Genomic DNA, 20,831 nt, shown 5'->3' with positions numbered 1-20,831 from the left:
CTTCCTTTATCTTCTGGTCTTACCACGGTTTTACCGCAAGAGATGTCATGCAAATCGTTCGGCAAGAGGAGGACAGCAAGGGCTTCGAGAAGGTCTTTTCCTTCCTCCGCGACCTGCTGCTGGAAGGTGCCATACAGCCCGGCGACAAGCTCATTCCCGAGCGCGATCTCGCGTTGAAGCTCGGCGTGAGCCGTCCCGTGGTGCGCGAGGCGCTGCGGGCGCTGTCGATGATCGGCGCCGTCGAGATCCGCGAACGCATCGGGACCATCGTGCGCCGCCCGGACGTGTCCACGCTCGGGGAGTTCTTCGCCTTCGCACTCGCGCAGGAGAAGGACGTCGTCGAAGACGTGATGGAGGCGCGCGTCGCGATCGAGTGCCAGTCCATCCGGCTCGCGTGCCGCCGCGCGACGCTCGCCGACCTCGAGCGCCTGCGCGCCGCGATCGATCGGATCGAGGCCACCGTCGACCAGCTCGAGCTGGGCAGCCAGGCGGATTTCGAATTCCACGCGGCGCTGGTGCAGGCGGGCGGCTCGAAGACGCTGATGAACCTGCACAGCACGGTCGCCGCGTTGCTGATGCATTCACATCGCAACCGCCGCGAGACCGTGCAGATGCATCCGGATATCAAGTCGCGCGTCATCGCGGATCATCGGCGGATTTTTCAGGCCATCGTCGATCGCGACGAAGAGGCGGCCGACCGGATTCTGCGCGAGCACTTCAGCATCGGCGACGAGTACCGGCACAAGGCCGCAACCGAATGGAAGTCTTCCTGAGCGCAGGGCGGTCCAGCGCTTTCACCATTCCTGAAAGAGATCAGAAAGGGGATTCGATGTCACAGAGCACAGCGCCGCGCACGGCGGGTTTCATTGGTCTGGGTACCATGGGGCGCGAGATGGCCCTGAATCTGATGAAGGCGGGTATCGCCGTGCGCGTGTTCGACGTGCGCCGTGAAGCAGTCGACGAACTCGCGGCGCTTGGCGCCCATGCGGCGAGCAGTGTCGCCGACGCGGCGCAGGGCGCGGACGCAGCCATCACGATGCTGCCCAACACGCCCGACGTGGAAGCGGTCGTGCTCGGAGAGGAGGGGCTGCTCGCGCATCCGCCGGCGGGGCGTCTGATCATCGACATGAGCACGATCGCGCCCGCAGCCGAACGGCGCATGCATGCGCAGTGCGCGGCGCAGGGCATCGAATACGTCGATGCGCCGGTGTCAGGCGGTCCCATCGGCGCGAAGAACGCCACGCTGACCATCATGGCCGGCGGCACGGCGCAGGCGTTCGAGATGGCGTCGCCGTTCTTCGAGGCGATGGGCACCACGATCACGCACGTTGGTGCGAGCGGGGCGGGCCAGACCGTGAAGCTCTGCAACCAGCTCATCTGCGGCATCAACATCCAGGCGATCTGCGAAGCGCTCGCACTCGGTCGCGCTGCGGGCGTGGATCTCAAGCAATTGCGCGAGGTGCTGCTGGGCGGCTCGGCGGCGTCGTGGATGATGGACAAGCTCGGGCCCGCGATGATCGACGGCGACGCGTCCGCGGGCTTTCGCATCGATCTGATGCTCAAGGATCTGCGTCTCGTGCAGGAGCAGTCGCACACGCTCAACGTGCCGCTGCCGGCATCGGCGCTGGTGACGAACCAATATCTCGACGCGGTCGCGCACGGCGAGGGACGCAACGGCAATCAGGCGTTGTTCCGCGTGTACGACCGCATGACGGGCCAGAGCGCCGGCTAAGCGCCTGTTTCGCACCTCGCTCTCATCGCCATGACGAACCTCGATTTCTCTGTCGTGCTCGAGCACTGGCCCGAGTTGATGGAAGGCGCGTTCCTGTCGCTGATCCTCGCGGTCGCGGCGACGATGCTGGGATTTCTCATCGGCACCTTGTGTGCGATCGGCCGCCGCAGCTCGATCGGCTGGCTTGCCGCACTCTGCGGCGGCTATGTCGAAGCGATCCGCAACACGCCGTTGCTCGTGCAGATCTTCCTGGTCTATTTCGGTCTCTCGAGCATGGGATTGCGGCTTTCCGCGGTCACCGTGGCGATCCTCGCGCTGGTCATCAACGTGGGCGCGTACGCGGCCGAGATCATGCGCGCGGGCTTCGATTCGATCCAGCGCGGCCAGATCGAGGCGGCCGAATGTCTCGGGCTGTCGCGCCTGCAGGTCTATTGCCACGTTATCCTGCTGCCGGGCCTGGAGCGCGTCTATCCCGCGCTCACGAGCCAGTTCGTGCTGATGATGCTCGCGTCGTCGGTGTGCTCGCAGATATCGACGGAAGAGCTCACCGCGGTGGCGAACTTCGTTCAGTCGGAGACGTATCGGCCGCTGGAGACGTATCTCGTCGTCGCGGTGGCTTATGTGGCGCTGTCGCTGCTGATGCGAATCGGCTTCTGGGCACTGGGCGCCTGGCTGTTTCCGCGACGCCGCAGGCTCGGCACGCCGCTCTGACGCACGGTCACTACAACGGATATCGAAATGCCTGGACATCTGAACGCCACTCACCTCGAGTTTCTGATCGACGGAGCGCTCTGGACGGTCGTGCTCTCGCTGGTGGCGTTGATCGGCGGCGGACTGGTGGGCTTTCTCGTCGCGCTGGCGCGCATTTCGCCGCGCGAAGGTGTGCGGATGGCCGCAACCGGCTACGTGCAGCTGATACAGGGAACGCCGCTTCTGGTCGTCATGTTTGTGACCTATTTCGGATCGCCAACTTTAGGCGTAACGATTTCACCGCTCGTCGCGGCGGGCGCTTCGCTCACGCTCAATGTCAGCGCGTATCTCGGCGAGATCTGGCGCGGCGCGATCCAGTCCGTGCCGAAGCCGCAATGGGAAGCTGCGGAGTGTCTCGCGCTCGGTCGCACACAGCGGATGTTCCGGGTCATTCTCCCGCAGGCCGTCAGAATCGCCACGCCGCCTACGGTCGGCTTCATGGTGCAGATCATCAAGAACACCTCGCTCGCATCGGTGGTGGGTTTCGTCGAGCTCGCACGGTCCGGGCAGATCATCAATAACTCGCTGTTCCAGCCGTTCATCGTCTATCTGATCATCGCCGCGGTCTATTTTTGTTTGTGTTACCCGATCTCGCGTCTTAGCCGCTCGCTGGAACGCCGCACCGGATTCGCGCGGGCGCTGAAATTGGAGGCCAATCGCGCATGACTGAATTTCCTCAGCCGGTCAAGGGGGCCGAGCTTTACGATGCCGGCGCTTCGGCAATCCTTCCGCAGGCCGCCGATCCGGTCGTCGTGGTCGAGGACGTGCACAAGCGCTTTGGCGCCACGCAGGTGCTGAATGGCGTGAGCTTCGACGTGGGTCGCGGCACGGTGACCGTGATCATCGGACGAAGCGGCTCCGGCAAGAGCACGGCCCTGCGCTGCATCAATCGCCTCGAAGAGATCGATCGCGGCGAGATCACGGTGTGCGGGCATCGCGTGGACGATCCGAACGTCTCGCTCAAGGCGCTGCGGCTGGATGTCGGCATCGTGTTTCAGCAATACAACCTGTTTCCGCATCTGACGGTCGAGCAGAACATCGCGCTCGCGCCGCGTCTGGCCAAATCCGTGCCGAAGCGCGAGACGCGCGAGCTGGCGCGCGAGGCCATCAAGCGCGTGGGACTTGCGGACAAGGCCGATCACTATCCCGAGCAGCTCTCGGGCGGTCAGCAGCAACGCGCTGCCATTGCGCGTTCGCTCGCGATGCAGCCGAAGGTCATGCTGTTCGATGAAGTCACCTCGGCGCTCGATCCGCAACTGACCGGCGAAGTGCTGCGCGTCATCGAGGACCTCGCGGCCGGCGGCATGACGATGATCATGGTGACGCACGAAATGGGCTTTGCGCGCAATGTCGCGGATCAGGTGCTTTTCATGCATCAGGGACGCGTCTGGGAACGCGGCGGCCCGGAGATCATGCGCGCGCCGGGATCGGCCGAATTGCAGCAATTCCTCGACTGCGATCTCTAGAGCGCGTCTGAACACATTCATACCACTATATTCCTTATCAACCAGGAGACCGCATCATCATGATGACAAGCAGGAAGTTCACCCTTGCCGCGATCACGACCTGTGTTCTGGGCGCGGCCGCCGGCGCCGTGCACGCGGATGTCCTCGACGACATCGCGAAGTCGAAATCGATCCGCGTCGCGACCGATCTCGCCATTCCGCCCTCGGGCATGATGGACGCGAGCATGAAGCCGATCGGATCGGACGTGGAAACCGCGCAACTGCTCGCGAAGGACTGGGGGCTCAAGCTCGATTTCGTGCAGACGACTGGCGCGACGCGCATTCCGAATCTGCAGACCGGCAAGGCGGATATCGCGATCTCCACACTGTCGGTGACACCCGAGCGCGCCAAGGTGATCGATTTCTCGAAGCCTTACGCGGTGCTCGAATCGGTCATCGGCGGGCGCAAGGACGTGCCGGTCAAGAGCATCGACGATCTGAAGGGCCGCACCGTCTGCGTCACGCGCGGCACGACGCAGGACGTCGAGCTGACGAAGATCTCGCGCGACAAGGGCTTTCAGGTTGCCCGCTACGACGACGACGCGACCGACGTGACCGCCGCGGTGAGCGGCCAGTGCGATCTGATCGCGACGTCCCTCACCATCGTCAACCAGATCACGAAGAAGACGCCCGATCGGCCGTTCGAGAAAAAAGTCGTGTTGCATGTATTCGATCTGGCGGTCGGCGTGAAAAAAGGCGAAACGCAGTTGCTCGCCAAACTCAACGAGTGGATCGATGCGAACCTGAAGAACGGCAAGCTCAACGCCATCTACAAGAAGTACCACGGCAACGATCTGCCTCCTCAGATGCGTTGAGCAGAATCGAAGCAACCAAGGCGTGCGCGTGGCGCGCCGCGACGTTCAACAAGACAAAGGGAGCATGGAATGCGCATCGTAATCGGTTCGGATCACGCGGGATGGTCGTTGAAGTCCACGGTGATCGGCCATATCAGATCGTTGGGACACGAAGTGATCGACGTCGGTGGCTTCAGCGATACGCCCGTCGACTTTCCGGACATCGCGCAGCTTCTGACGAGCGAAGTGCTGGCGGCGCGCGCCGAGCGCGGCATCATGGTGTGCGGCACCGGAGTCGGTGCATCGATTGCAGCGAACAAGATCAGGGGCATTCGCGCGGCGGTGTGCCATGACGTGCATTCCGCGCATCAGTCGGTCGAGCACGACGATGTCAACGTCATGTGCCTCGGCGCGCAGATCGTCGGTGCATGGCTCGCGACGGATCTCATCGACGCGTTTCTCGGTGCCGAATTCTCAACCGACGAGGATTTCCGCCGGCGCGTGGAAAAGCTCAATGCGCTTGAAAACAGCCTCAATGGCTAAGCGGGGAGAGAGCGCGTGAAGCACGGTCCTGCGGTCGTGCTCGGCGAGACACAAGAAGTCATAAAGCGCTAATCGCGCTTGTCGCGGACACGTGAATGAGCGACACGCCGATCGACTTGTCAGTTGACCGATCACGAGTCGGGCAAGCCATTGCGCCTGCGCAATTCACGGATCAGCGCACTATGGTCGAGTTCGCCATCGCCGTGCTCGACCATATCCGAGAACAGGTCGTCTACCAGTCCCAGCACCGGAAGACTGAGCCCGACGTTTCGAGCAAAGGCGAGCGCGGTCTTCGTGTCCTTGACCTGATACTTTGCCGGTCCGCCGGGCGTAAAGTCGCGCGTGATCATGCGGGCGGCATGCTGACGAAGGATGGTCGAGTCCGCGAAGCCGCCGAGCAGTGCCGCGCGCACCTGGGCGGGGTCGGCGCCTCCCTGCTCCGCCAGCAGCATCGCCTCCGCGACGGTGGCAATGGTGCTCGCGACCATCATCTGGTTGACGAGCTTCGCGAGTTGGCCCGTACCAGCCGGGCCAATACGAGTTGGACGACCCATCGTCTGCAGCAATGCGCGCGATCGTTCGAAAACGTCGGCATCACCGCCCGCCATGATCGCGAGGGTCCCATCCTGCGCACCCCGTTCGCCCCCCGATACGGGCGCGTCGAGATAGCCGATGCCGTGCGCCGCGGCAGCGTGGGCGTGGCGTTGCGCGGTGTCGACCGGAATCGAGCTCATCACGATCAGCACGCTTCCGGCACGCATGGCCGCGATGATGCCGCGCTCGCCAAGCAGCAGGCTGTCGCACGCCGGCCCCGAACTCAGCATGCAGACCACGACGTCGGCATCGCATACGGCGTCGCGCGCCTGATCGACGATTCCGACGCCCGCCGAGACGAGCGGCGCCGCCTTGTCGCGCGTGCGGTTCCACGCGGCGACGCGATATCCGGCTCCGGCGATCCGGCGAACCATGGGCGAACCCATGATGCCGGTGCCAAGAAAGCCCACGGTGAGGGATGTCCGCATCATGAATGCTCGCGTGCGCCGAAGCGTACCGGGCGTTCCGCGACGATCAGCGCCGGAAAGCCCCCACGAAAGCGACTCAGGTGCGGGGTCTGCAAGTGCGCATCGAAAGCCGCGCGATCGTCGTACACCTCATAGAACACGACCCGCGGCGTCGTATCCTCGACGCGGACGATATCGAATTGGCGGCAGCCGGATTCGTCGGCGAGAGAGTGCTGGGCGTCATCGCGGGCGAGCGCGAGAAAGTCGGAAAGACATTCGGGCTTCACTTCGAATTCCGCGATAACCACAAACGGCGTCGACACCCCTGACTGGCTCTTCATGCGGGCTTCTCCATTCGATTTCATGGTGTCCGCTTCACGCCGCCTTGGCTTGCTGGCCGAGCGCGCTTTGTTCCATTTCGCGGCGCAGTGCGACGACGTCGAGATCGCGTTCGAGCTCCACGTCTTCGAAGCGCACGATGCTGTCCTTGGCGACCGGGCGCTTGAGCTTCACGTTGTGCGCAAGGCCGATAGGCAAGCCGCCGATCGCCAGGCTTTTCGCTGCGGGAATGGCGTTGGCCCACACCGCATAGCCGCCCTCGCCATCGAGCATCTCTCCAGGCTTGAGATCCCGCTTGGCCGTTGCGACGGCGTCGCCGCGGAATTCCCTGGATGTCCCGGTCGCCTCTCCGCGCAGCACGGCGGACAGCACGCTCACGCTGGTCTCGAGACCAATCATGTGGAACGGACGCCACATCGATCCATACCAGCCCGACGGATCGACCAGCAGACCGTACTGCTTGAAGCAGGCGCGCGCATACTCGTTCGGTGCCTTGAACGTCACGAATACGCCATACCGAATGTTGTTGAACACTTCGCGGCCGTCCGGCTCCTGACTCGCTGCGATGTCGACAAGGCCGCTGCGCGCGAGGCGTCCGCCGTCCGCCGCGGGCCGGAACACGCGCGCGAGATCGTGCAGGCCGGTCGGCGGAAACGCGAGGCCGTTGTCCGGGCAGTCGAGACCGGTGCCGTTCGCGACCGCCGCCATTTCAATCGCCGCTTTGGTGCCGTCGGTGAAAGAGTTGTACATCTTGGGATTGAAATCCCCCTTGGCGACTTCCTCCTCGGACCAGCCGAAGAAGCCCCACACCGTGTCCGGCGTCGAATAGCGGTAGCGCGGCTCGAAGTTCATCCCCTTGCCGGCCGAGGTGAGTTCGAAGCCGCAGGAGCGGACCCAGTCCACGAGTTCACAGATGATCGCGGGCTGGTCGCCATACGCCATGCTGTAGACAAGGCCGCGCTCACGAGCCCGTGCTGCCAGAAGCGGGCCACACATGGCGTCCGCTTCCACATTGACCATGACGACATGCTTGCCGCCGTCGATCGCGGCGAGTGCATGCCGCACACCCGCGATCGGGTGGCCGGTTGCTTCTATGATGCATTCGATCTCGCCGCAGTCGGCGAGGGCGGCGGCATCGTCGAGCACGCACGTCGCGCCGGTCCTGACCGCATCCGCAAGGGTCTTCGCGCCGTATTGCGCCTCGGGCCAGCCGACTCGCGCGAGCGAGGCGCGCGCCTTTCCGACGTCCAGATCGGCGACGCCCACCACATGCAGACCTTCGATATGGCGTGCTTGCGACAGGACCATCGAGCCGAACTTGCCGGCGCCGATCAGGCCGATGCGAACCGGACGCCCGGAAGCATTGCGTGCCTGGAGCAGACTGGAGAGATTCATTTGCAATCCTTTGTGGTTGAGATCATGGGTCACGGCCGCATGACCGGCGTGCGGCAACGCGCCTCTTGGTCGGATTCGAAAGCCGAACAGCGATGCGTCTTTCTTGCGAGCAAGTGTAGTCAGGCGCTTGCACCAGAACAATTAACATTTCCGATCCGATCTTTAAGTCACGCTTCATGATCCGTGCACGGCGGACGCGCCCGACGCCGCTTCCCAGGCCGCACGCTCCGCGCGCAGCCAGTCGAGAAACAGCGTGACCTTCTTTTTATGCAGATGCTCGTACGGGCAAACGATCCATTGCGTCTTCAGGCGGATGTCCGGAGGTTGCCTGACCGGGCACGTGAGCGTGCCGTCACGCAGTTCGCGCCACATCATCAACGTGCTTTCGAGTGCGATACCCATGCCGTCGACGGCGGCGTCGATCGCCATGTGGCTGCGGTCGAAGAGGACGCGCTGGCCCGGATCGAACGGTGGCGTCTGCGCTGCCGAAAACCAGTATGGCCACTGGACCTGGGACTTCACGGAGTGGATGAGACGGTGGCGCGGCAGGTCCGCCGCATCGAGACTGGCCGCTGCGCAGTAAGCGGGTGAACAGACCGGCAAGAAGGTCTCCTCGGCCAACGCTTCGACGTACACGCCCGGCCATTGCCCGCTTCCATGACGGATCTCGATATCGACCGCGTCCTGAGCGAAGTCGGTCACTTCGTTGGTTCCGTTGAGCCGCACTTCGAGATCTGGATGACCGTCCAGGAACGAGCGTAGCCGCGGCAGAAGCCACTTCGTCGAGAGGGTGGGCGTGGCGCGCACCGTGAGCAGCGTGACGGAGCGCAATCCTCGCATTCGTTGAGTCGCTTCGGCGATCCGGTCGATCTCTTCGGAGATCATCGCGAAGTAGCGCTCGCCCGCTTCAGTCAACCCGACGCCCCGTCCGACCTTCGTCATCAACGCCGTGCCCAGATGCGTCTCGAGCGACTGGATCTGCTGACTGACCGCGGACGGCGTGACGTTCAGCTCGGCGGCCGCCCGCGAGATGCTGCCCGAACTTGCGGCAGCGTGGAAGACACTGATGGCGCGCAACGGCAGATACATGAAGAGTCACCTTGTAGATTGGCTACAACGTCTCACAAAATAATTGAATTGTTCTTCACCAACAAGCCTCTTATATTTTGCTCACGCAAGGCAGGCGGCGAGGCCAGAAGAATCGAATACAGCCCGCCGCGACGTGCCTCGACGCCTCATCCATAAAGGGGCGCGGGACGCGGGATGTTCACTAAAACAGGAGACAGGATCATGAGCACGTCGAGTTCGCCGCGTCGCATCTCGCGACGCGCGGTGTTGAAGGCTGCGGCCGCTCTTCCGCTGGTGTCGATCTGGACCCGGCCTGCGCGCGCTGCGGAGTTCACCTACAAGCTCGCGACCGGGCAATCCCTCAATCAGCCGATCAATGCGCGACTCAAGCAGGCGATCGACCGGATCCGCGAGGCGAGCAATGGGCGGCTCGAGATCCGGTTCTTTCCCGCATCGCAACTGGGTTCCGATACCGATCTCTTGTCACAGGTGCGTTCCTGCGGCATCGAGTTCCTGAACATCGCGGGTTCGGTGCTGTCGACGACCATTCCGCTCGCGGCCATCACCAACCTGGGCTTCGCGTTCACGGACTACGACCAGGTCTGGCGCGGCGTCGACGGCGACCTCGGCAAGATGGTCCGCGCGCAGATCGACAAGACCGGCTATGTCTCCGTATCGAAAGCGGCGGATAACGGGTTCAGGCAGATCACCTCGGCTACGAAGCCGATCAAGACACCCGAGGATCTGCGCGGATACCGGATTCGCGTTCCCGTGTCGCCCATGTTCACGTCTCTGTTTCAGACGCTCGGTGCGAATCCCACGTCGATCAATTTCAACGAGCTCTACACGGCGCTGCAGACACATCTGGTCGACGGGCAGGAGAACGGCCTCGTCACGATCGAGGCAGGCAAGCTATACGAGGTGCAGAAATACGTGTCCCAGACCAATCACATCTGGGATCCGTTCTGGCTGCTCGGCAATCCGCGCGCGTTCAAGGCGCTGCCCGACGACCTGAAGGCCATCGTGCGCCGCGAGTTCGACCGGGCGAGCATGGAGCAGCGCGAAGACGTCGTACGCATGAATGCCTCGCTGCAGACTCAGCTGTCCGCCAAGGGACTGACGTTCGTGCAGGCGGACCGGGCGGCGTTTCGTGATGCGCTCGCGAAGGGCGGGTTCTACGCGCAGTGGAAAGACAAGTTCGGCGCTGACCCGTGGATCGCGCTCGAGGCGGTCACGGGGAAAATATCATGAGCGCCGCGCACGAGCTCGAAGTTCATGGCGCGGCCTTCGTGCGGGGCGCCCAGGCGGAGCGCGCCGTCGAACGCTGGTTGCGCCGGGCGGTGGAGTGGCTCGCGGCGACCACGGTCGTCGCGGAAGTCGTGATCCTCTTCGTCGGCATCGTCGCGCGTGCGGTCTTCCATCGTCCGCTCATCTGGTCGGACGAACTCGCGTCGGTGCTGTTCCTGTGGCTCGCGATGCTGGGCAGCGCGCTCGCCTTGCAGCGCTCCTGCCACATGCGGCTGACGTTCTTCGTGTCCAAGATGTCGCCGCGTGCGCAGGCGTGGACGGGCACGCTGGCGGTCGGCGCGTGCGCGGCGTTTCTCGCACTGGTGCTGCACCCCGCGCTCGACTATGTGCAGGACCAGGCGTTCACGGAAACGCCCGCGCTCGGTTGGTCCGGCTCCGTCAGGGCGCTGGCCATTCCGGTCGGGTGCGCCGCCGGCCTCATCAGTTGCTGTTTGCGCCTGATGCGGCATGACTGGCGCGACGTCATCGGCGTGATGGCGCTCGTCGGGCTGGCCGCGCTCGGCTGTTACGCGGGCGCCGGGCCTCTTGCAGAGATGGGGCAGGGCGCGCTGCTGGTCTTCTTCGTCGGCGTTCTTGGTGCGGCCGTGATGGCCGGTGTTCCGATTGCCTTCGCCTTCGCCCTCGCGACGAGCGCCTATTTGCTGACCACCACGTCGACGCCGCTGAGCGTCGTGGTCGGGCGCATGGACGAAGGCATGAGCACGCTCATTCTGCTCGCCGTGCCGATGTTCGTGCTGCTCGGGCAACTGGTGCATGTCACCGGCGTGGCGCGCGTGATGGTGGCGTTTCTCGCCGCTTTGCTGGGGCACGTCAGGGGAGGGATGTCCTACGTGTTGCTCGGCGCGATGTTGCTGATTTCCGGCATTTCCGGCTCGAAGACGGCCGACATGGCGGCGGTCGCGCCTGTGCTCTTCCCCGAGATGCGCAAGCGCGGGATGTCGGACGGCGAGCTCGTGTCACTGCTGGCCGCCTCGGGCGCAATGAGTGAGACGATTCCTCCGTCACTGGTTCTGATCGCGATTGCTTCGGTGACGGGCATCTCGATCGCCGCGCTCTTCACCGCCGGCATCATGCCTGCCATCGTTCTGGCGCTCGTACTGGGCGTCGTCGCCTGGTGGCGGGCGGGGCACGACGAGAGGACGGACGAGAGCATTCCGCGATCCGTGCGCGCGCCGTGGTCGCAGGTTCGGCGCACGTTCATCGTTGCATTGCCGGCGCTCCTGCTCCCGTTCCTGATCCGAAGCGCGGTGGTGGAAGGCATCGCGACCGCGACCGAGGTCTCGACGATCGGCATAGCGTACTCGCTCCTGATCGGGCTCCTCATCTATCGCGGCGGGCTGACGTGGAAGTCGGTCCTGCCGATGCTGCTCCAGACCGCGGCGCTGTCCGGCGCGATCCTTTTCATTGTCGGCGCGGCGAGCGCGATGGGCTGGGCGCTGACGCAGTCCGGCTTCTCGCATGATCTCGCCGAGATGATGACGAAGGTTCCGGGCGGCGCGATCGGGTTCCTGCTCGTGTCGATCGTCGCGTTCATCGTGCTCGGCAGCGTGCTCGAAGGCATCCCGGCTATCGTGTTGTTCGGACCTTTGCTGTTTCCGGTTGCGCATCAACTCGGCATCAACGAAGTGCACTACGCGATGGTCGTGGTGCTGGCGATGGGTCTCGGGGTCTTCGCGCCACCGTTCGGTCTTTGCTATTACGCCGCATGCATCATCGGCGAGGTATCGCCGGAGGCCGGGCTCCGACGGATCTGGATCTACCTCGGCATGCTGCTTCTCGGGCTGATCGCGATCGCCTTCGTTCCCTCGATCTCGACCATCTTTCTTTGAGCCTTGTCCGGAGGAATCAGGAATGAAGCTCATCCCGGCAAGTTCCATTCCTGTTTTCTGTGCGCTTAGGCCATCGATACCAATGGCTGCCGCGCAATCCGCGAGCAACGCAAGCTCGAACCTCAGGTCATCGGAGCGCCGGGCCCTGCCACAAGGAACAGGTCAGTCGGTGGCGTCTATCAGGCTAGTCGGGAAAAACGAAAGGCGGCCGTCCCACAGGACTTGAATGACGTCGCGAGATGCACGTTTGCGCGGGCAGGGCTGAAGGATACCTACCGGCGCTTCTCCAGCGAAGGTGATCTGGATTCCAAGGACGAGGGATCATGTGGCTCCCGATTCCTCCCGGCAAACTCCCTGCGGTAAGCGGCCGGCGTGGTGTCCTTCACCGCGCGAAATTGCCTGTTGAAGTTGGCGACGTTTGGAAATCCCGATTGCGAAGCGATAACGGACACCGGCCATGATGTATCAGCGAGCATCCGGCATGCATGGCCGATGCGAACGCGGTTCAGATATTTGCCGACGCTCTCGCCCAGATGCTGCACGAAGTAGCGATTCAATGTTCGCTCGGAAAGCGTCGCTGCTTCAGCGAGCTCACGCAGCGTCAGGCGCTCTGCGAACCGGGCATCGATGACCCCAAGGACGCGATTGATCCGTTCCGGTTCGTGGCCCGAAGGTCGGCCTGCGTGTTCCTTGTTGAATGCGCTGGGCGAGGCGAGCGGCGCCGCATCCGTTTCCGCGAGTTCGCACAGGACATCGAGCACGGCGCCCAGGCGCTCCCTGGGCGATTGCGACAGCAGCGCGGCGAGCCGTTGACTGACAGTCGCACCGGCCTCCTGCGTGAAGGCGAGCCCGGATGCACCTCTGCGGAGAAGTCTTCGAAGCGGTTCGTACTCGGGGCAGCAGTCCGCGAGACGCCGCGCCCAGTCCCCGCTGAACCAGATCACGATCGCCACCTGCGGCGCAGTTGAATCGATCGACTTGTTCGACGCCCACGTATGCGGCAAATCCGGCGGAACGAGCACCAGATCGTTGCCTTCATAGTCGACGATCGAGTCCCCGATATAGCGCTTTCCACGACTGTTCATCGTGAGCGTGAGCTCGTACTCCGGATGGTGATGCCATTCGAAAGGTATCCGGGGGAGCTTGCGATGGAAAACCCGGATCGAACAGCCGGCATCCATCGTGACGTGCTCGTAAGCGGGCTTCATGACCGAAAGTGCAAAGAGATTGTCTCGATTGTATCGCAACGACAGCGCGCTCGCGTCTAAGCTGTAGGCACTCGAAAACATCTGGAGACACGCTGTGGAATCCCTGCATATACAAGACCTGCCGGCGGCAATCCGCGCAGTGAAAAAGCAACTTCGCGAAGGTTTGCCCCGATACAAGGAAGTGTTTCAGGAGGTCGAGGCCGAAATCAGGCGCAAGGTGGAAGCGATCGCAGAACTCCGTCGGCGCGGCGAGCCGGTGATTCCGGAGCTTCGATATGCGGACATCGTCGCGCGACGAGTCAGCGAAGAGACGATCGCGGCGATCAAGGATCGCGGCGCGTGTATCGTGCGCGGCGTCTTCGGTCCCCAGCGTGCAGCCGGATGGGACGAAGCGATTGCCGGCTACGTCGAAGGCAACCGTCTGGACGAGAAGCTCGCGCATCGGGCGGAGGACAAGTATTTCGGCAACCTCGCATCGAGCAAGCCGCAGATTTACGGCATCTACTGGTCCGGCCCGCAGGTGGAGGCACGCCAGTCGCCGGAGCTCACGCAGACGCGCGTGTTTCTGAACCGGCTGTGGAAATGGCAAAGCGAAGGACGGGTTCACTTCGATCCCGATCAGGTTCCGGTGTATGCGGATCGCCTGCGCCGGCGGCCGCCTGGCTCCGCGTCGCTCGGGCTTTCCCCGCATTGCGATGGTGGATCTGTCGAACGATGGCTCGACGACAATTTCCGGCGCGTCTATCGACATGTATTCAGCGGCGACTGGCGCCGGTACGATGCCTTCGACGCAGCGTATCGTCCCGAGGCGCGCGAGATTCCGTCACCGACCGTATGTTCGATGTTCCGCACCTTCCAGGGATGGACGGCGCTCACGCCGCAGGGGCCGGGCGACGGGACCTTGCAGCTGGTGCCGATTGCAAATGCAATGGTCTATGTACTGCTGCGCGCGCTCCAGGACGACGTCGCCGACGATGACCTGTGCGGCGCGATGCCGGGCCGCGCGCTGTCGATCAGTCCGACGTGGCACGCGCCGCTGCACGAAGCGCTTTCATCCATTCCGCTGATGCAGGCCGGCGATACCGTCTTCTGGCACAGCGATGTGATTCATGCGGTGGAGGACGAGCATCGCGGCAAGGGATACAGCAATGTGATGTACATCGCGGCGGCGCCGGGTTGCGCAAAGAACGACGAATACCTCAAAAGGCAACTGCCGGCATTCCTCGACGGCGAGAGCCCGCCCGACTTTCCTGCTGACAACTTCGAGACCGATTTCGTCGGGCGTGGCACCGAAGCCAGTCTGACGACGCTCGGAAAGCGGCAGCTCGGGTTCGGCCTCTGATCCGACCACCAGAGAGCTGCTACGTCGTGATCAATCGAAACTGAAGGGAGAAGAGGCATGGCAACTATTCGGTGGGCTTTGATCGGCGCGAGCACGATTGCCGAGGAATGGATGATCAACGCGATTCGCGCCCAGCCTGACGGCGCCATCGAGGCAGTCGTCAGTGGTGACCTCGCTCGCGCGCAGCGATTCGCGGAGAAGCACGCCATTCCGACTGCAAGCGCGGACCTGAAACAGGTGTTGTCGGACCCGGAGATCGATGCGGTCTACATCAGCAGCACCAATGAAAAGCACCTGCAGCAAGTACTCGAAGCCGCGTCAGCGGGCAAGCACGTCCTGTGTGAAAAGCCGCTCGCGATGTCTACCGCCGATGCCCGTGAAATGATCGACAGGTGCGCGGAAAAACAGGTGATCCTGGCCACCAACCATCATCTTCGTTGCGCCGCGACTCACAGGCGCTTGCGCGAGCTGATTCGCGGCGGCGCTATCGGCACACCGCTGTTCGCCCGTGTTTTTCATGCCGTATCGTTGCCGCCTCATCTGCGTGGCTGGCGCATCGAGCGGCCAGACGCCGGCGGTGGCGTCGTGCTCGACATTTCGGTGCATGACGCCGATACGTTGCGGTTCCTGCTCGACGCGGAGCCCGTCGAAGTGACTGCAATGACCTCGTCGGGAAGCCTGGGCAAGATGGGCCTCGCGGATGGCGTGATGGGTATCATCCGCTTCGACAATGGCATGCTCGCCCAGATCCACGATGCATTCACCGTACCGTTCGCGCATACGGGACTCGAGGTGCATGGCTCCGAAGGGTCATTGTTCGCACGCGACGTGATGACGCAGCGCCCGGTCGGCGAGATCATGCTGCGCTCGGCGCGGGGCGAGGAGATCATCGAAATTTCTCACGCGGACTTGTACGCCACCGGCGTCGCCCAGTTCCATCGGGCAATCATGCTGGGCGAAGCGCCCGCGGCCAGCGGTCGTGACGGATACCAGTCCCTTGCCACGGCACTCGCGCTCGAAGAGGCGGCGAAAACGGGCCGACACGTGACGATGCAGTCGCCGCCCTTGCCCTGACTTCTTGACTTCGGTGAGCGTGAACCGGATCAGGAGCGACAGCGCTCATGACGCCATGCGCGTGTCGCTCCTGAACGGACGTCAGTCCTGGCTGCGAAGGCTGATGCCGTGCGTTTCCGGCGCGAAGAATGTCGCCACTCCATCGCACTGCCTGCGACACTCGCGCCGATGACGTTTCGCAGGTCTCCAATCCGAAGTCCGGGTTGTTTTCATAGTCCGTTGTCGATACCGGCATTCAAGGCGAGAAATTGACTCATGCGCTGATGGGCCAACTCGGGCCTGACAAGAACGCCCGCCACGTCGGCCTTCCTGAATACCTCCGCGTAATGCACGGCTGATCGCGCCGACTGCATGCCTCCCGCCATCGAGAAGTGGCGTTGGTGACCGTTGAGCCATGCGAGAAACACGACGCCCGCCTTGTAGTACTGCGTCGGCGCCGCGAACAATTCGCGCGACAGGGCGACAGTCGGGTCGATCAAATGGCGATAGCCGTCGAGATCGCCTTCAGCGAGCTTCGTGAGCGCGGCCGATGCGACGGGCGCGATCGGGTCGAAGATGCCGAGCAACGCATGCGAATGTCCCGTGCCGTCTCCGGCAATGAGTTCGCCGTAGTTGTAATCGTCGCCCGTGAACATCAAGACGCCTTCGGGAAGTCGCGACCTGAGCTCGCGCTCGTAGTCCGCGTTGAGAAGGGAAATCTTGATGCCTTCGATCTTGTTTTGATGACACGCGATGATGTCGAGGACGGTCGTCATCGCAGTCGATACATCGCGGCTGCCCCAGTAACCCGCGAGCGATGCGTCGAATGCATCGCCGAGCCAGTGCAGCACGACCTTGTTGCGCGAGGCGGAGATCACGGCGTCATAGACGCGCTGATAGTCGTCGGCGGACTGCGCCGTGGCGCAGAGCGCGCGGCTCGCCATCATGATCGGCCGGCCACCCGCCGATTCGACCACCTCGAACTGCACCGCGTACGCATCGATGATGTCGGCAAGCGTATGCGTGCGGCCGCCATCGAGATGATCCGTGCCCGCGCCGCACGCGAGATCCGCGCCGGGGATGCCGCGCGCATGCGCGATACTGCGGCGGATCAGCTCTGCTGCCGTGGTCCAGCCGATGCCCATGCCACGTTGCGCCGTGTCCATCGCCTCGGCCACCTTGAAGCCGAGGCCGTACAGATAGCTGCGGAATTCGAGTGTGGCGTCCCAGTCGACGCGCGGCGCATCGCTCCAGGGCTCATAGGCATGGGAAGGATCGACGACGACATGCGCCGCCGCATAGGCGATGCGATCAAACGTCGGCGCGGTAGGGGGCGGCCGCCGGTCGCTGCGCTGCTGCATCGCGTACGGCTGGATTGAACCTTCCTTGGTCGGCAGATTGATCTTCACGGATTCCTCTCGATGTCTGGGATTGAACGATCATGTCGGCGGCTTTTTCGGCGACCATGATCGTCGGAGCATTGGTGTTGCACGAGGGCAGATAAGGCATGACGGACGCGTCGACGACGCGCAGGCCGTCGAGCCCGATCACACGCAGGTCCGGCGTGACGACGCTGTCCGGGTCGTCGGGCCCTCCCATGCGGCACGTCCCGACGGGATGGTGATCGGTCTTCGCATTCGCGCAGGCGTAGTCGAACAACGCCTGCTCGGTGTTCGCGCCCGGGCCCGGCAGGATCTCGCTTTGCACGTAGCGCTTCAACGCGGGCGCGCGCATGATGTCGCGCGCGAGCCGCAAGCCTTTGATCGCCATGTCGCGATCGTGCGGATCGGCCCAGTAGTTGGGGTCGAGCAACGGCGGGGCGGCTGGGTCCCTGCTCGAAAGCCGAACCGTGCCGCGCGAGCGCGGGCGAAGGTACGCTGTGTTCAGCGTGACACCCGCGTTCTTCAGCTTCGCCATGCCTGCCTCGATACCGGAGCCGAGGCCGAGATGAAACTGGATATCGGGCGAACGGTCGCGCCTGTCGCCGTCCGCATACCAGAAGCCGCCCGTTTCGAAGAGGCTCGACGCGACCGGCCCTTTCTTCAGCAACAGATATTGCAGCCCGGCCCACGCGGCGTTGTGCAGCTTGTTGTACTTGTCGTAGGTGTGATCGCCCGTGCATTCCGCGATGACGAACAGATCGAGATGGTCCTGCAGATTCGAGCCGATGCCTCGAAGATGATGCACCGGCTCGATGCCGACGGACTCGAGGTGGTCGGCGGGACCGATGCCCGACTGCATCAACAGCTTCGGTGAGCCGATCGCCCCCGACGCTACGATCACTTCCCGCGCCGCACGCACGATCTTCGGGTCGCGGCTGTCGCCGGACACGTATTCGACGCCCGTTGCGCGGCCGCCTTCGACGATCACGCGAAGCGTGCGCGCCTGCATCCACACGGTCAGGTTGGGCCGCCCGAGGACCGGGCGAATAAAGCCGGCAGCGGCGGACGAGCGGCGCGCATTCAGCTGCGTGAGCTGGTAATAGCCCAGACCTTCCTGGCTTGCGCCATTGAAGTCGGGATTGAACGGAATACCCAGCTCCTGTCCTGCCTGAAAAAATGCCTCGCAGATCGGCAAGGGACTGATCGGGTTCGACACGCCGAGCGGCCCGCCATAGCTGTGATACTCATTGGCGAAGCGCTGGTTGTTCTCCGACTTCCTGAAGTACGGCAGCACATCGCGATAAGACCAGCCCGTGGCGCCGGCTTTCTGTTCCCAGTCGTCGTAGTCTGCCGGGACACCACGTGTGTAGATCTGCGCGTTGATGGACGAGCCGCCGCCGATCACCTTCGCTTGCGTGAAGCGCAGCACGCGATTGTTGAGATGCTTTTGCGGCACGGTGAACCAGCCCCACGAACCGATGCCGCGCGTCATCTTCGCGAAGCCCGCCGGCATCGAAAAGAACGGATGCCGATCGGAGCCGCCTGCTTCGAGCAGAAGCACCCTGATCGAAGGATCGGCGCTCAGGCGGTTGGCGAGCACGCACCCCGCCGAGCCGCCACCCACGATCACATAGTCGTATGTCGTCGTATTCATGTCAGTCGGTTCAGAAGGCAGGGATGGACAGGCCGCCATCCACGTTCACGACGCTGCCCGTCGCGAAGGGCAGCGAGCCGTCGGCGAGTGTCGCGACGGCCTGGCCAACTTCGTCGCTTTCGCCCCAGCGTCCCGCGGGCACGAGGCCTTCGCGGAAACGCGCTTCGTACTTCTGCGCGACGCCGGCCGTCATCGGCGTGCGGATGATGCCGGGCCGCACTTCGAATACGCCGACGTTGGCGCTCGCGAGCCGCAGCGCGAAGAGCCGCGTCATCATCGGCAGTGCGGATTTAGACAGGCAGTATTCGGCGCGCTCGGGCGAGGCCATTTCCGCCGATACGGACGACACCGTGACGATCGAGCGCGCAACGCCCGACGTCGCCGAGGCCATATGGCGCGCGACGGCCTGCGTCATGAAGAACGTGCCGCGCAGGTTGACACCCAGCACGGCATCGAACGCCTGCGGCGACACGTCCAGCAGATCGCCCCGGCTGGGCGAGCCGATGCCCGCGTTGTTCACGAGACATTCGATACTGCCTTTGAAGCGCACGGCTTCATCGACGACACGCCCGTGCGACTCGACATCGCTCAGATCGCTCCGTATGAACAGTGCGTCCTGGCCTTCGTCGCGCACCAGCGCACAGGTCGTATCCGCGTCTTCGTCGTGCACGACATCCGTCAGCACGATATCGAAGCCGCGCCGCGCCAGCGCCACGCAGATCGATCTGCCGATACCGCGCCGGGCGCCCGTCACCAGCGCGCTTGAAAACTTACCCTCTGACTTGTTCATGGCTGCACCATCGTTCAATGCGCTGCGCGCTTCAGTAAATCCGGAGTTCCGTATCGGCATCGAACAGCACGAGCTTCGACAGATCGACGCGCAACTCGCATCGCTCGCCCGACGCATGCGGCATGTCGGCGCCCAGTCGCGCGGATACTTCCATGCCGCCGAAATCGAGCACGGCGAGCGTGTCGGGGCCTGTCGGCTCGAGCACGTTGATCGTCACGGGCACCGTGCGCAGCGCCGCGGCGGCGCGCTCGTTCTCGACGCCGATCGCCTCGGGGCGCAGACCAGCGATCACCTTCTTGCCGATGTAGCGATCGACGGCCGCACTTTGCGGCGGCAGATCGAGCGCGATTGCGCCATGGCCTTCGCCAACGTGAATCTGAAGCGAGCCGTTCGCACGCTCGATGCGCGCGGGAATCAGGTTCATCGACGGCGAGCCCATGAAGGTCGCGACGAAGGTATTCGCCGGCGTGTTGTAGACCTCGGCGGGCGTGCCGAGCTGTTGCAGCACGCCGCCTTTCATCACGGCGATGCGCGTTGCGAGCGTCATCGCTTCGATCTGGTCGTGCGTGACATAGACGATGGTCGCGCCGAGGCGCTGATGCAGTTTCTTGATCTCGGTGCGCATATCGACGCGCAGTTTCGCATCCAGATTCGACAGCGGCTCGTCGAACAGAAAGATCTTCGGATGACGCACGAGCGCGCGGCCCATCGCGACGCGCTGACGCTGACCGCCCGAAAGCTGGCCCGGACGGCGGTCGAGCAGATGTTCGATCTGCAGCAGGCGCGCGGCATCCTGCACGGCCTTTTCGCGCTCGCCCTTCGAGATCTTGCGCATTTCCAGACCGAAGCTGATGTTCTGCCCGACGGTCATGTTCGGATACAGCGCGTAGCTCTGGAACACCATCGCGATGTCGCGCTCGCTCGGATGCAGGTCGTTGACCTTGTCGTTGCCGATGCGGATTTCACCGCCCGAGAGCGTGTCGAGTCCCGCGATCAGCGAAAGCAGCGTCGACTTTCCGCAACCCGAGGGTCCGACGAGGACGAGGAAATCGCCGTCGTCGACATCGATGTCGATCTCCTTGAGGATTTCAGTGGAGCCGTAGGCCTTGCGAACCTTGGATACGTGCAGAGAAGACAT

At 63.6% G+C, this 20,831-nt stretch carries 20 protein-coding genes; 11 read left to right on the top strand and 9 right to left on the bottom strand.

The window, feature by feature from the left end; all coding sequences use genetic code 11:
- Positions 1-47 precede the first annotated feature (47 nt).
- The 7 genes from AWB83_RS09470 (at position 48) to rpiB (ending at position 5,324) form a co-directional block, all read left to right on the top strand.
- Positions 48-773: a FadR/GntR family transcriptional regulator gene (locus tag AWB83_RS09470; protein WP_087044590.1), complete on the top strand. Its 726-nt coding sequence runs from the start codon at positions 48-50 to the stop codon at positions 771-773.
- On the top strand, positions 758-1,732 hold the full coding sequence (locus AWB83_RS09465) for an NAD(P)-dependent oxidoreductase (protein WP_279629083.1): 975 nt from the start codon (positions 758-760) through the stop codon (positions 1,730-1,732). The genes AWB83_RS09470 and AWB83_RS09465 overlap by 16 nt, the downstream gene beginning before the upstream one ends.
- Positions 1,733-1,762: 30 nt before the next feature.
- Positions 1,763-2,443: an amino acid ABC transporter permease gene (locus AWB83_RS09460; RefSeq protein ID WP_087044586.1), complete on the top strand. Its 681-nt coding sequence runs from the start codon at positions 1,763-1,765 to the stop codon at positions 2,441-2,443.
- Between the two features lie 27 nt (positions 2,444-2,470).
- Positions 2,471-3,148: an amino acid ABC transporter permease gene (locus AWB83_RS09455; protein WP_087044584.1), complete on the top strand. Its 678-nt coding sequence runs from the start codon at positions 2,471-2,473 to the stop codon at positions 3,146-3,148.
- Positions 3,145-3,948 (top strand): amino acid ABC transporter ATP-binding protein, encoded by an 804-nt coding sequence (locus AWB83_RS09450; RefSeq protein WP_087044582.1) that lies wholly within the window; start codon positions 3,145-3,147, stop codon positions 3,946-3,948. The genes AWB83_RS09455 and AWB83_RS09450 overlap by 4 nt, the downstream gene beginning before the upstream one ends.
- 59 nt (positions 3,949-4,007) lie before the next feature.
- Positions 4,008-4,802, top strand: coding sequence for a transporter substrate-binding domain-containing protein (locus AWB83_RS09445; protein ID WP_208636732.1), 795 nt, complete (start codon positions 4,008-4,010; stop codon positions 4,800-4,802).
- A gap of 69 nt (positions 4,803-4,871) precedes the next feature.
- A complete protein-coding gene (gene rpiB, locus AWB83_RS09440) occupies positions 4,872-5,324 on the top strand; it encodes a ribose 5-phosphate isomerase B (protein WP_087044580.1) in 453 nt (150 codons plus the stop codon).
- A gap of 131 nt (positions 5,325-5,455) precedes the next feature.
- Here rpiB and AWB83_RS09435 read toward each other — a convergent pair whose 3' ends face one another.
- The 4 genes from AWB83_RS09435 to AWB83_RS09420 all read right to left on the bottom strand — a co-directional run bounded on the left by AWB83_RS09435 (position 5,456) and on the right by AWB83_RS09420 (position 9,148).
- Complete coding sequence (locus AWB83_RS09435) at positions 5,456-6,349, bottom strand: NAD(P)-dependent oxidoreductase (protein ID WP_208636731.1); 894 nt, start codon at positions 6,347-6,349, stop codon at positions 5,456-5,458.
- The gene (locus AWB83_RS09430) at positions 6,346-6,666 is read right to left on the bottom strand and encodes a putative quinol monooxygenase (protein ID WP_087044578.1); all 321 of its coding nucleotides are present in this window, start codon (positions 6,664-6,666) and stop codon (positions 6,346-6,348) included. The genes AWB83_RS09435 and AWB83_RS09430 overlap by 4 nt, the downstream gene beginning before the upstream one ends.
- A 34-nt stretch (positions 6,667-6,700) precedes the next feature.
- Positions 6,701-8,059, bottom strand: a complete 1,359-nt coding sequence (locus AWB83_RS09425; RefSeq protein WP_096059364.1) for an NAD(P)H-dependent oxidoreductase — start codon at positions 8,057-8,059, stop codon at positions 6,701-6,703.
- 174 nt (positions 8,060-8,233) lie between these two features.
- A complete protein-coding gene (locus AWB83_RS09420; RefSeq protein ID WP_087044574.1) occupies positions 8,234-9,148 on the bottom strand; it encodes a LysR substrate-binding domain-containing protein in 915 nt (304 codons plus the stop codon).
- A gap of 201 nt (positions 9,149-9,349) precedes the next feature.
- Between AWB83_RS09420 and AWB83_RS09415 the strand changes: the two genes are divergently transcribed.
- Complete coding sequence (locus tag AWB83_RS09415) at positions 9,350-10,378, top strand: TRAP transporter substrate-binding protein (protein WP_087044572.1); 1,029 nt, start codon at positions 9,350-9,352, stop codon at positions 10,376-10,378.
- Positions 10,375-12,264: a TRAP transporter large permease gene (locus AWB83_RS09410; protein WP_087044570.1), complete on the top strand. Its 1,890-nt coding sequence runs from the start codon at positions 10,375-10,377 to the stop codon at positions 12,262-12,264. The genes AWB83_RS09415 and AWB83_RS09410 overlap by 4 nt, the downstream gene beginning before the upstream one ends.
- A gap of 272 nt (positions 12,265-12,536) precedes the next feature.
- Here the strand turns inward: AWB83_RS09410 and AWB83_RS09405 are convergent, their stop codons facing one another.
- A complete protein-coding gene (locus AWB83_RS09405; protein WP_087044568.1) occupies positions 12,537-13,472 on the bottom strand; it encodes a helix-turn-helix domain-containing protein in 936 nt (311 codons plus the stop codon).
- A gap of 94 nt (positions 13,473-13,566) precedes the next feature.
- Between AWB83_RS09405 and AWB83_RS09400 the strand changes: the two genes are divergently transcribed.
- A complete protein-coding gene (locus AWB83_RS09400; protein WP_087044566.1) occupies positions 13,567-14,814 on the top strand; it encodes a DUF1479 domain-containing protein in 1,248 nt (415 codons plus the stop codon).
- Positions 14,815-14,871: 57 nt separating this feature from the next.
- Complete coding sequence (locus AWB83_RS09395; protein WP_087044564.1) at positions 14,872-15,888, top strand: Gfo/Idh/MocA family protein; 1,017 nt, start codon at positions 14,872-14,874, stop codon at positions 15,886-15,888.
- Positions 15,889-16,097: 209 nt separating this feature from the next.
- Here AWB83_RS09395 and AWB83_RS09390 read toward each other — a convergent pair whose 3' ends face one another.
- The 4 genes from AWB83_RS09390 to AWB83_RS09375 are packed head-to-tail and all read right to left on the bottom strand — an operon-like array spanning position 16,098 to position 20,831.
- Complete coding sequence (locus AWB83_RS09390) at positions 16,098-17,276, bottom strand: dihydrodipicolinate synthase family protein (protein ID WP_087044562.1); 1,179 nt, start codon at positions 17,274-17,276, stop codon at positions 16,098-16,100.
- The gene (locus tag AWB83_RS09385) at positions 17,179-18,903 is read right to left on the bottom strand and encodes a GMC family oxidoreductase (protein ID WP_087044560.1); all 1,725 of its coding nucleotides are present in this window, start codon (positions 18,901-18,903) and stop codon (positions 17,179-17,181) included. The genes AWB83_RS09390 and AWB83_RS09385 overlap by 98 nt, the downstream gene beginning before the upstream one ends.
- A gap of 10 nt (positions 18,904-18,913) precedes the next feature.
- The gene (locus AWB83_RS09380; protein ID WP_087044558.1) at positions 18,914-19,693 is read right to left on the bottom strand and encodes a 3-ketoacyl-ACP reductase; all 780 of its coding nucleotides are present in this window, start codon (positions 19,691-19,693) and stop codon (positions 18,914-18,916) included.
- A 31-nt stretch (positions 19,694-19,724) separates the two neighbouring features.
- A complete protein-coding gene (locus tag AWB83_RS09375; protein ID WP_087044556.1) occupies positions 19,725-20,831 on the bottom strand; it encodes an ABC transporter ATP-binding protein in 1,107 nt (368 codons plus the stop codon).

Origin of the sequence: Caballeronia ptereochthonis (genome assembly GCF_001545075.1) — a bacterium.
Lineage (GTDB): Bacteria > Pseudomonadota > Gammaproteobacteria > Burkholderiales > Burkholderiaceae > Caballeronia > Caballeronia ptereochthonis.
The sequence above is the reverse complement of the archived record's forward strand: the minus strand, read 5'-3'. Positions and strand labels throughout refer to the sequence as shown.

Bases quoted from the DNA above. Each gene is read 5' to 3' on its own strand.
- AWB83_RS09470 (WP_087044590.1), top strand. From the start codon at position 48: ATGCAAATCGTTCGGCAAGAGGAGGACAGCAAGGGCTTCGAGAAGGTC.
- AWB83_RS09465 (WP_279629083.1), top strand. From the start codon at position 758: ATGGAAGTCTTCCTGAGCGCAGGGCGGTCCAGCGCTTTCACCATTCCT.
- AWB83_RS09460 (WP_087044586.1), top strand. From the start codon at position 1,763: ATGACGAACCTCGATTTCTCTGTCGTGCTCGAGCACTGGCCCGAGTTG.
- AWB83_RS09455 (WP_087044584.1), top strand. From the start codon at position 2,471: ATGCCTGGACATCTGAACGCCACTCACCTCGAGTTTCTGATCGACGGA.
- AWB83_RS09450 (WP_087044582.1), top strand. From the start codon at position 3,145: ATGACTGAATTTCCTCAGCCGGTCAAGGGGGCCGAGCTTTACGATGCC.
- AWB83_RS09445 (WP_208636732.1), top strand. From the start codon at position 4,008: ATGATGACAAGCAGGAAGTTCACCCTTGCCGCGATCACGACCTGTGTT.
- rpiB (WP_087044580.1), top strand. From the start codon at position 4,872: ATGCGCATCGTAATCGGTTCGGATCACGCGGGATGGTCGTTGAAGTCC.
- AWB83_RS09435 (WP_208636731.1), bottom strand. From the start codon at position 6,349: ATGATGCGGACATCCCTCACCGTGGGCTTTCTTGGCACCGGCATCATG.
- AWB83_RS09430 (WP_087044578.1), bottom strand. From the start codon at position 6,666: ATGAAGAGCCAGTCAGGGGTGTCGACGCCGTTTGTGGTTATCGCGGAA.
- AWB83_RS09425 (WP_096059364.1), bottom strand. From the start codon at position 8,059: ATGAATCTCTCCAGTCTGCTCCAGGCACGCAATGCTTCCGGGCGTCCG.
- AWB83_RS09420 (WP_087044574.1), bottom strand. From the start codon at position 9,148: ATGTATCTGCCGTTGCGCGCCATCAGTGTCTTCCACGCTGCCGCAAGT.
- AWB83_RS09415 (WP_087044572.1), top strand. From the start codon at position 9,350: ATGAGCACGTCGAGTTCGCCGCGTCGCATCTCGCGACGCGCGGTGTTG.
- AWB83_RS09410 (WP_087044570.1), top strand. From the start codon at position 10,375: ATGAGCGCCGCGCACGAGCTCGAAGTTCATGGCGCGGCCTTCGTGCGG.
- AWB83_RS09405 (WP_087044568.1), bottom strand. From the start codon at position 13,472: ATGAAGCCCGCTTACGAGCACGTCACGATGGATGCCGGCTGTTCGATC.
- AWB83_RS09395 (WP_087044564.1), top strand. From the start codon at position 14,872: ATGGCAACTATTCGGTGGGCTTTGATCGGCGCGAGCACGATTGCCGAG.
- AWB83_RS09385 (WP_087044560.1), bottom strand. From the start codon at position 18,903: ATGAATACGACGACATACGACTATGTGATCGTGGGTGGCGGCTCGGCG.
- AWB83_RS09380 (WP_087044558.1), bottom strand. From the start codon at position 19,693: ATGAACAAGTCAGAGGGTAAGTTTTCAAGCGCGCTGGTGACGGGCGCC.
- AWB83_RS09375 (WP_087044556.1), bottom strand. From the start codon at position 20,831: ATGTCTTCTCTGCACGTATCCAAGGTTCGCAAGGCCTACGGCTCCACT.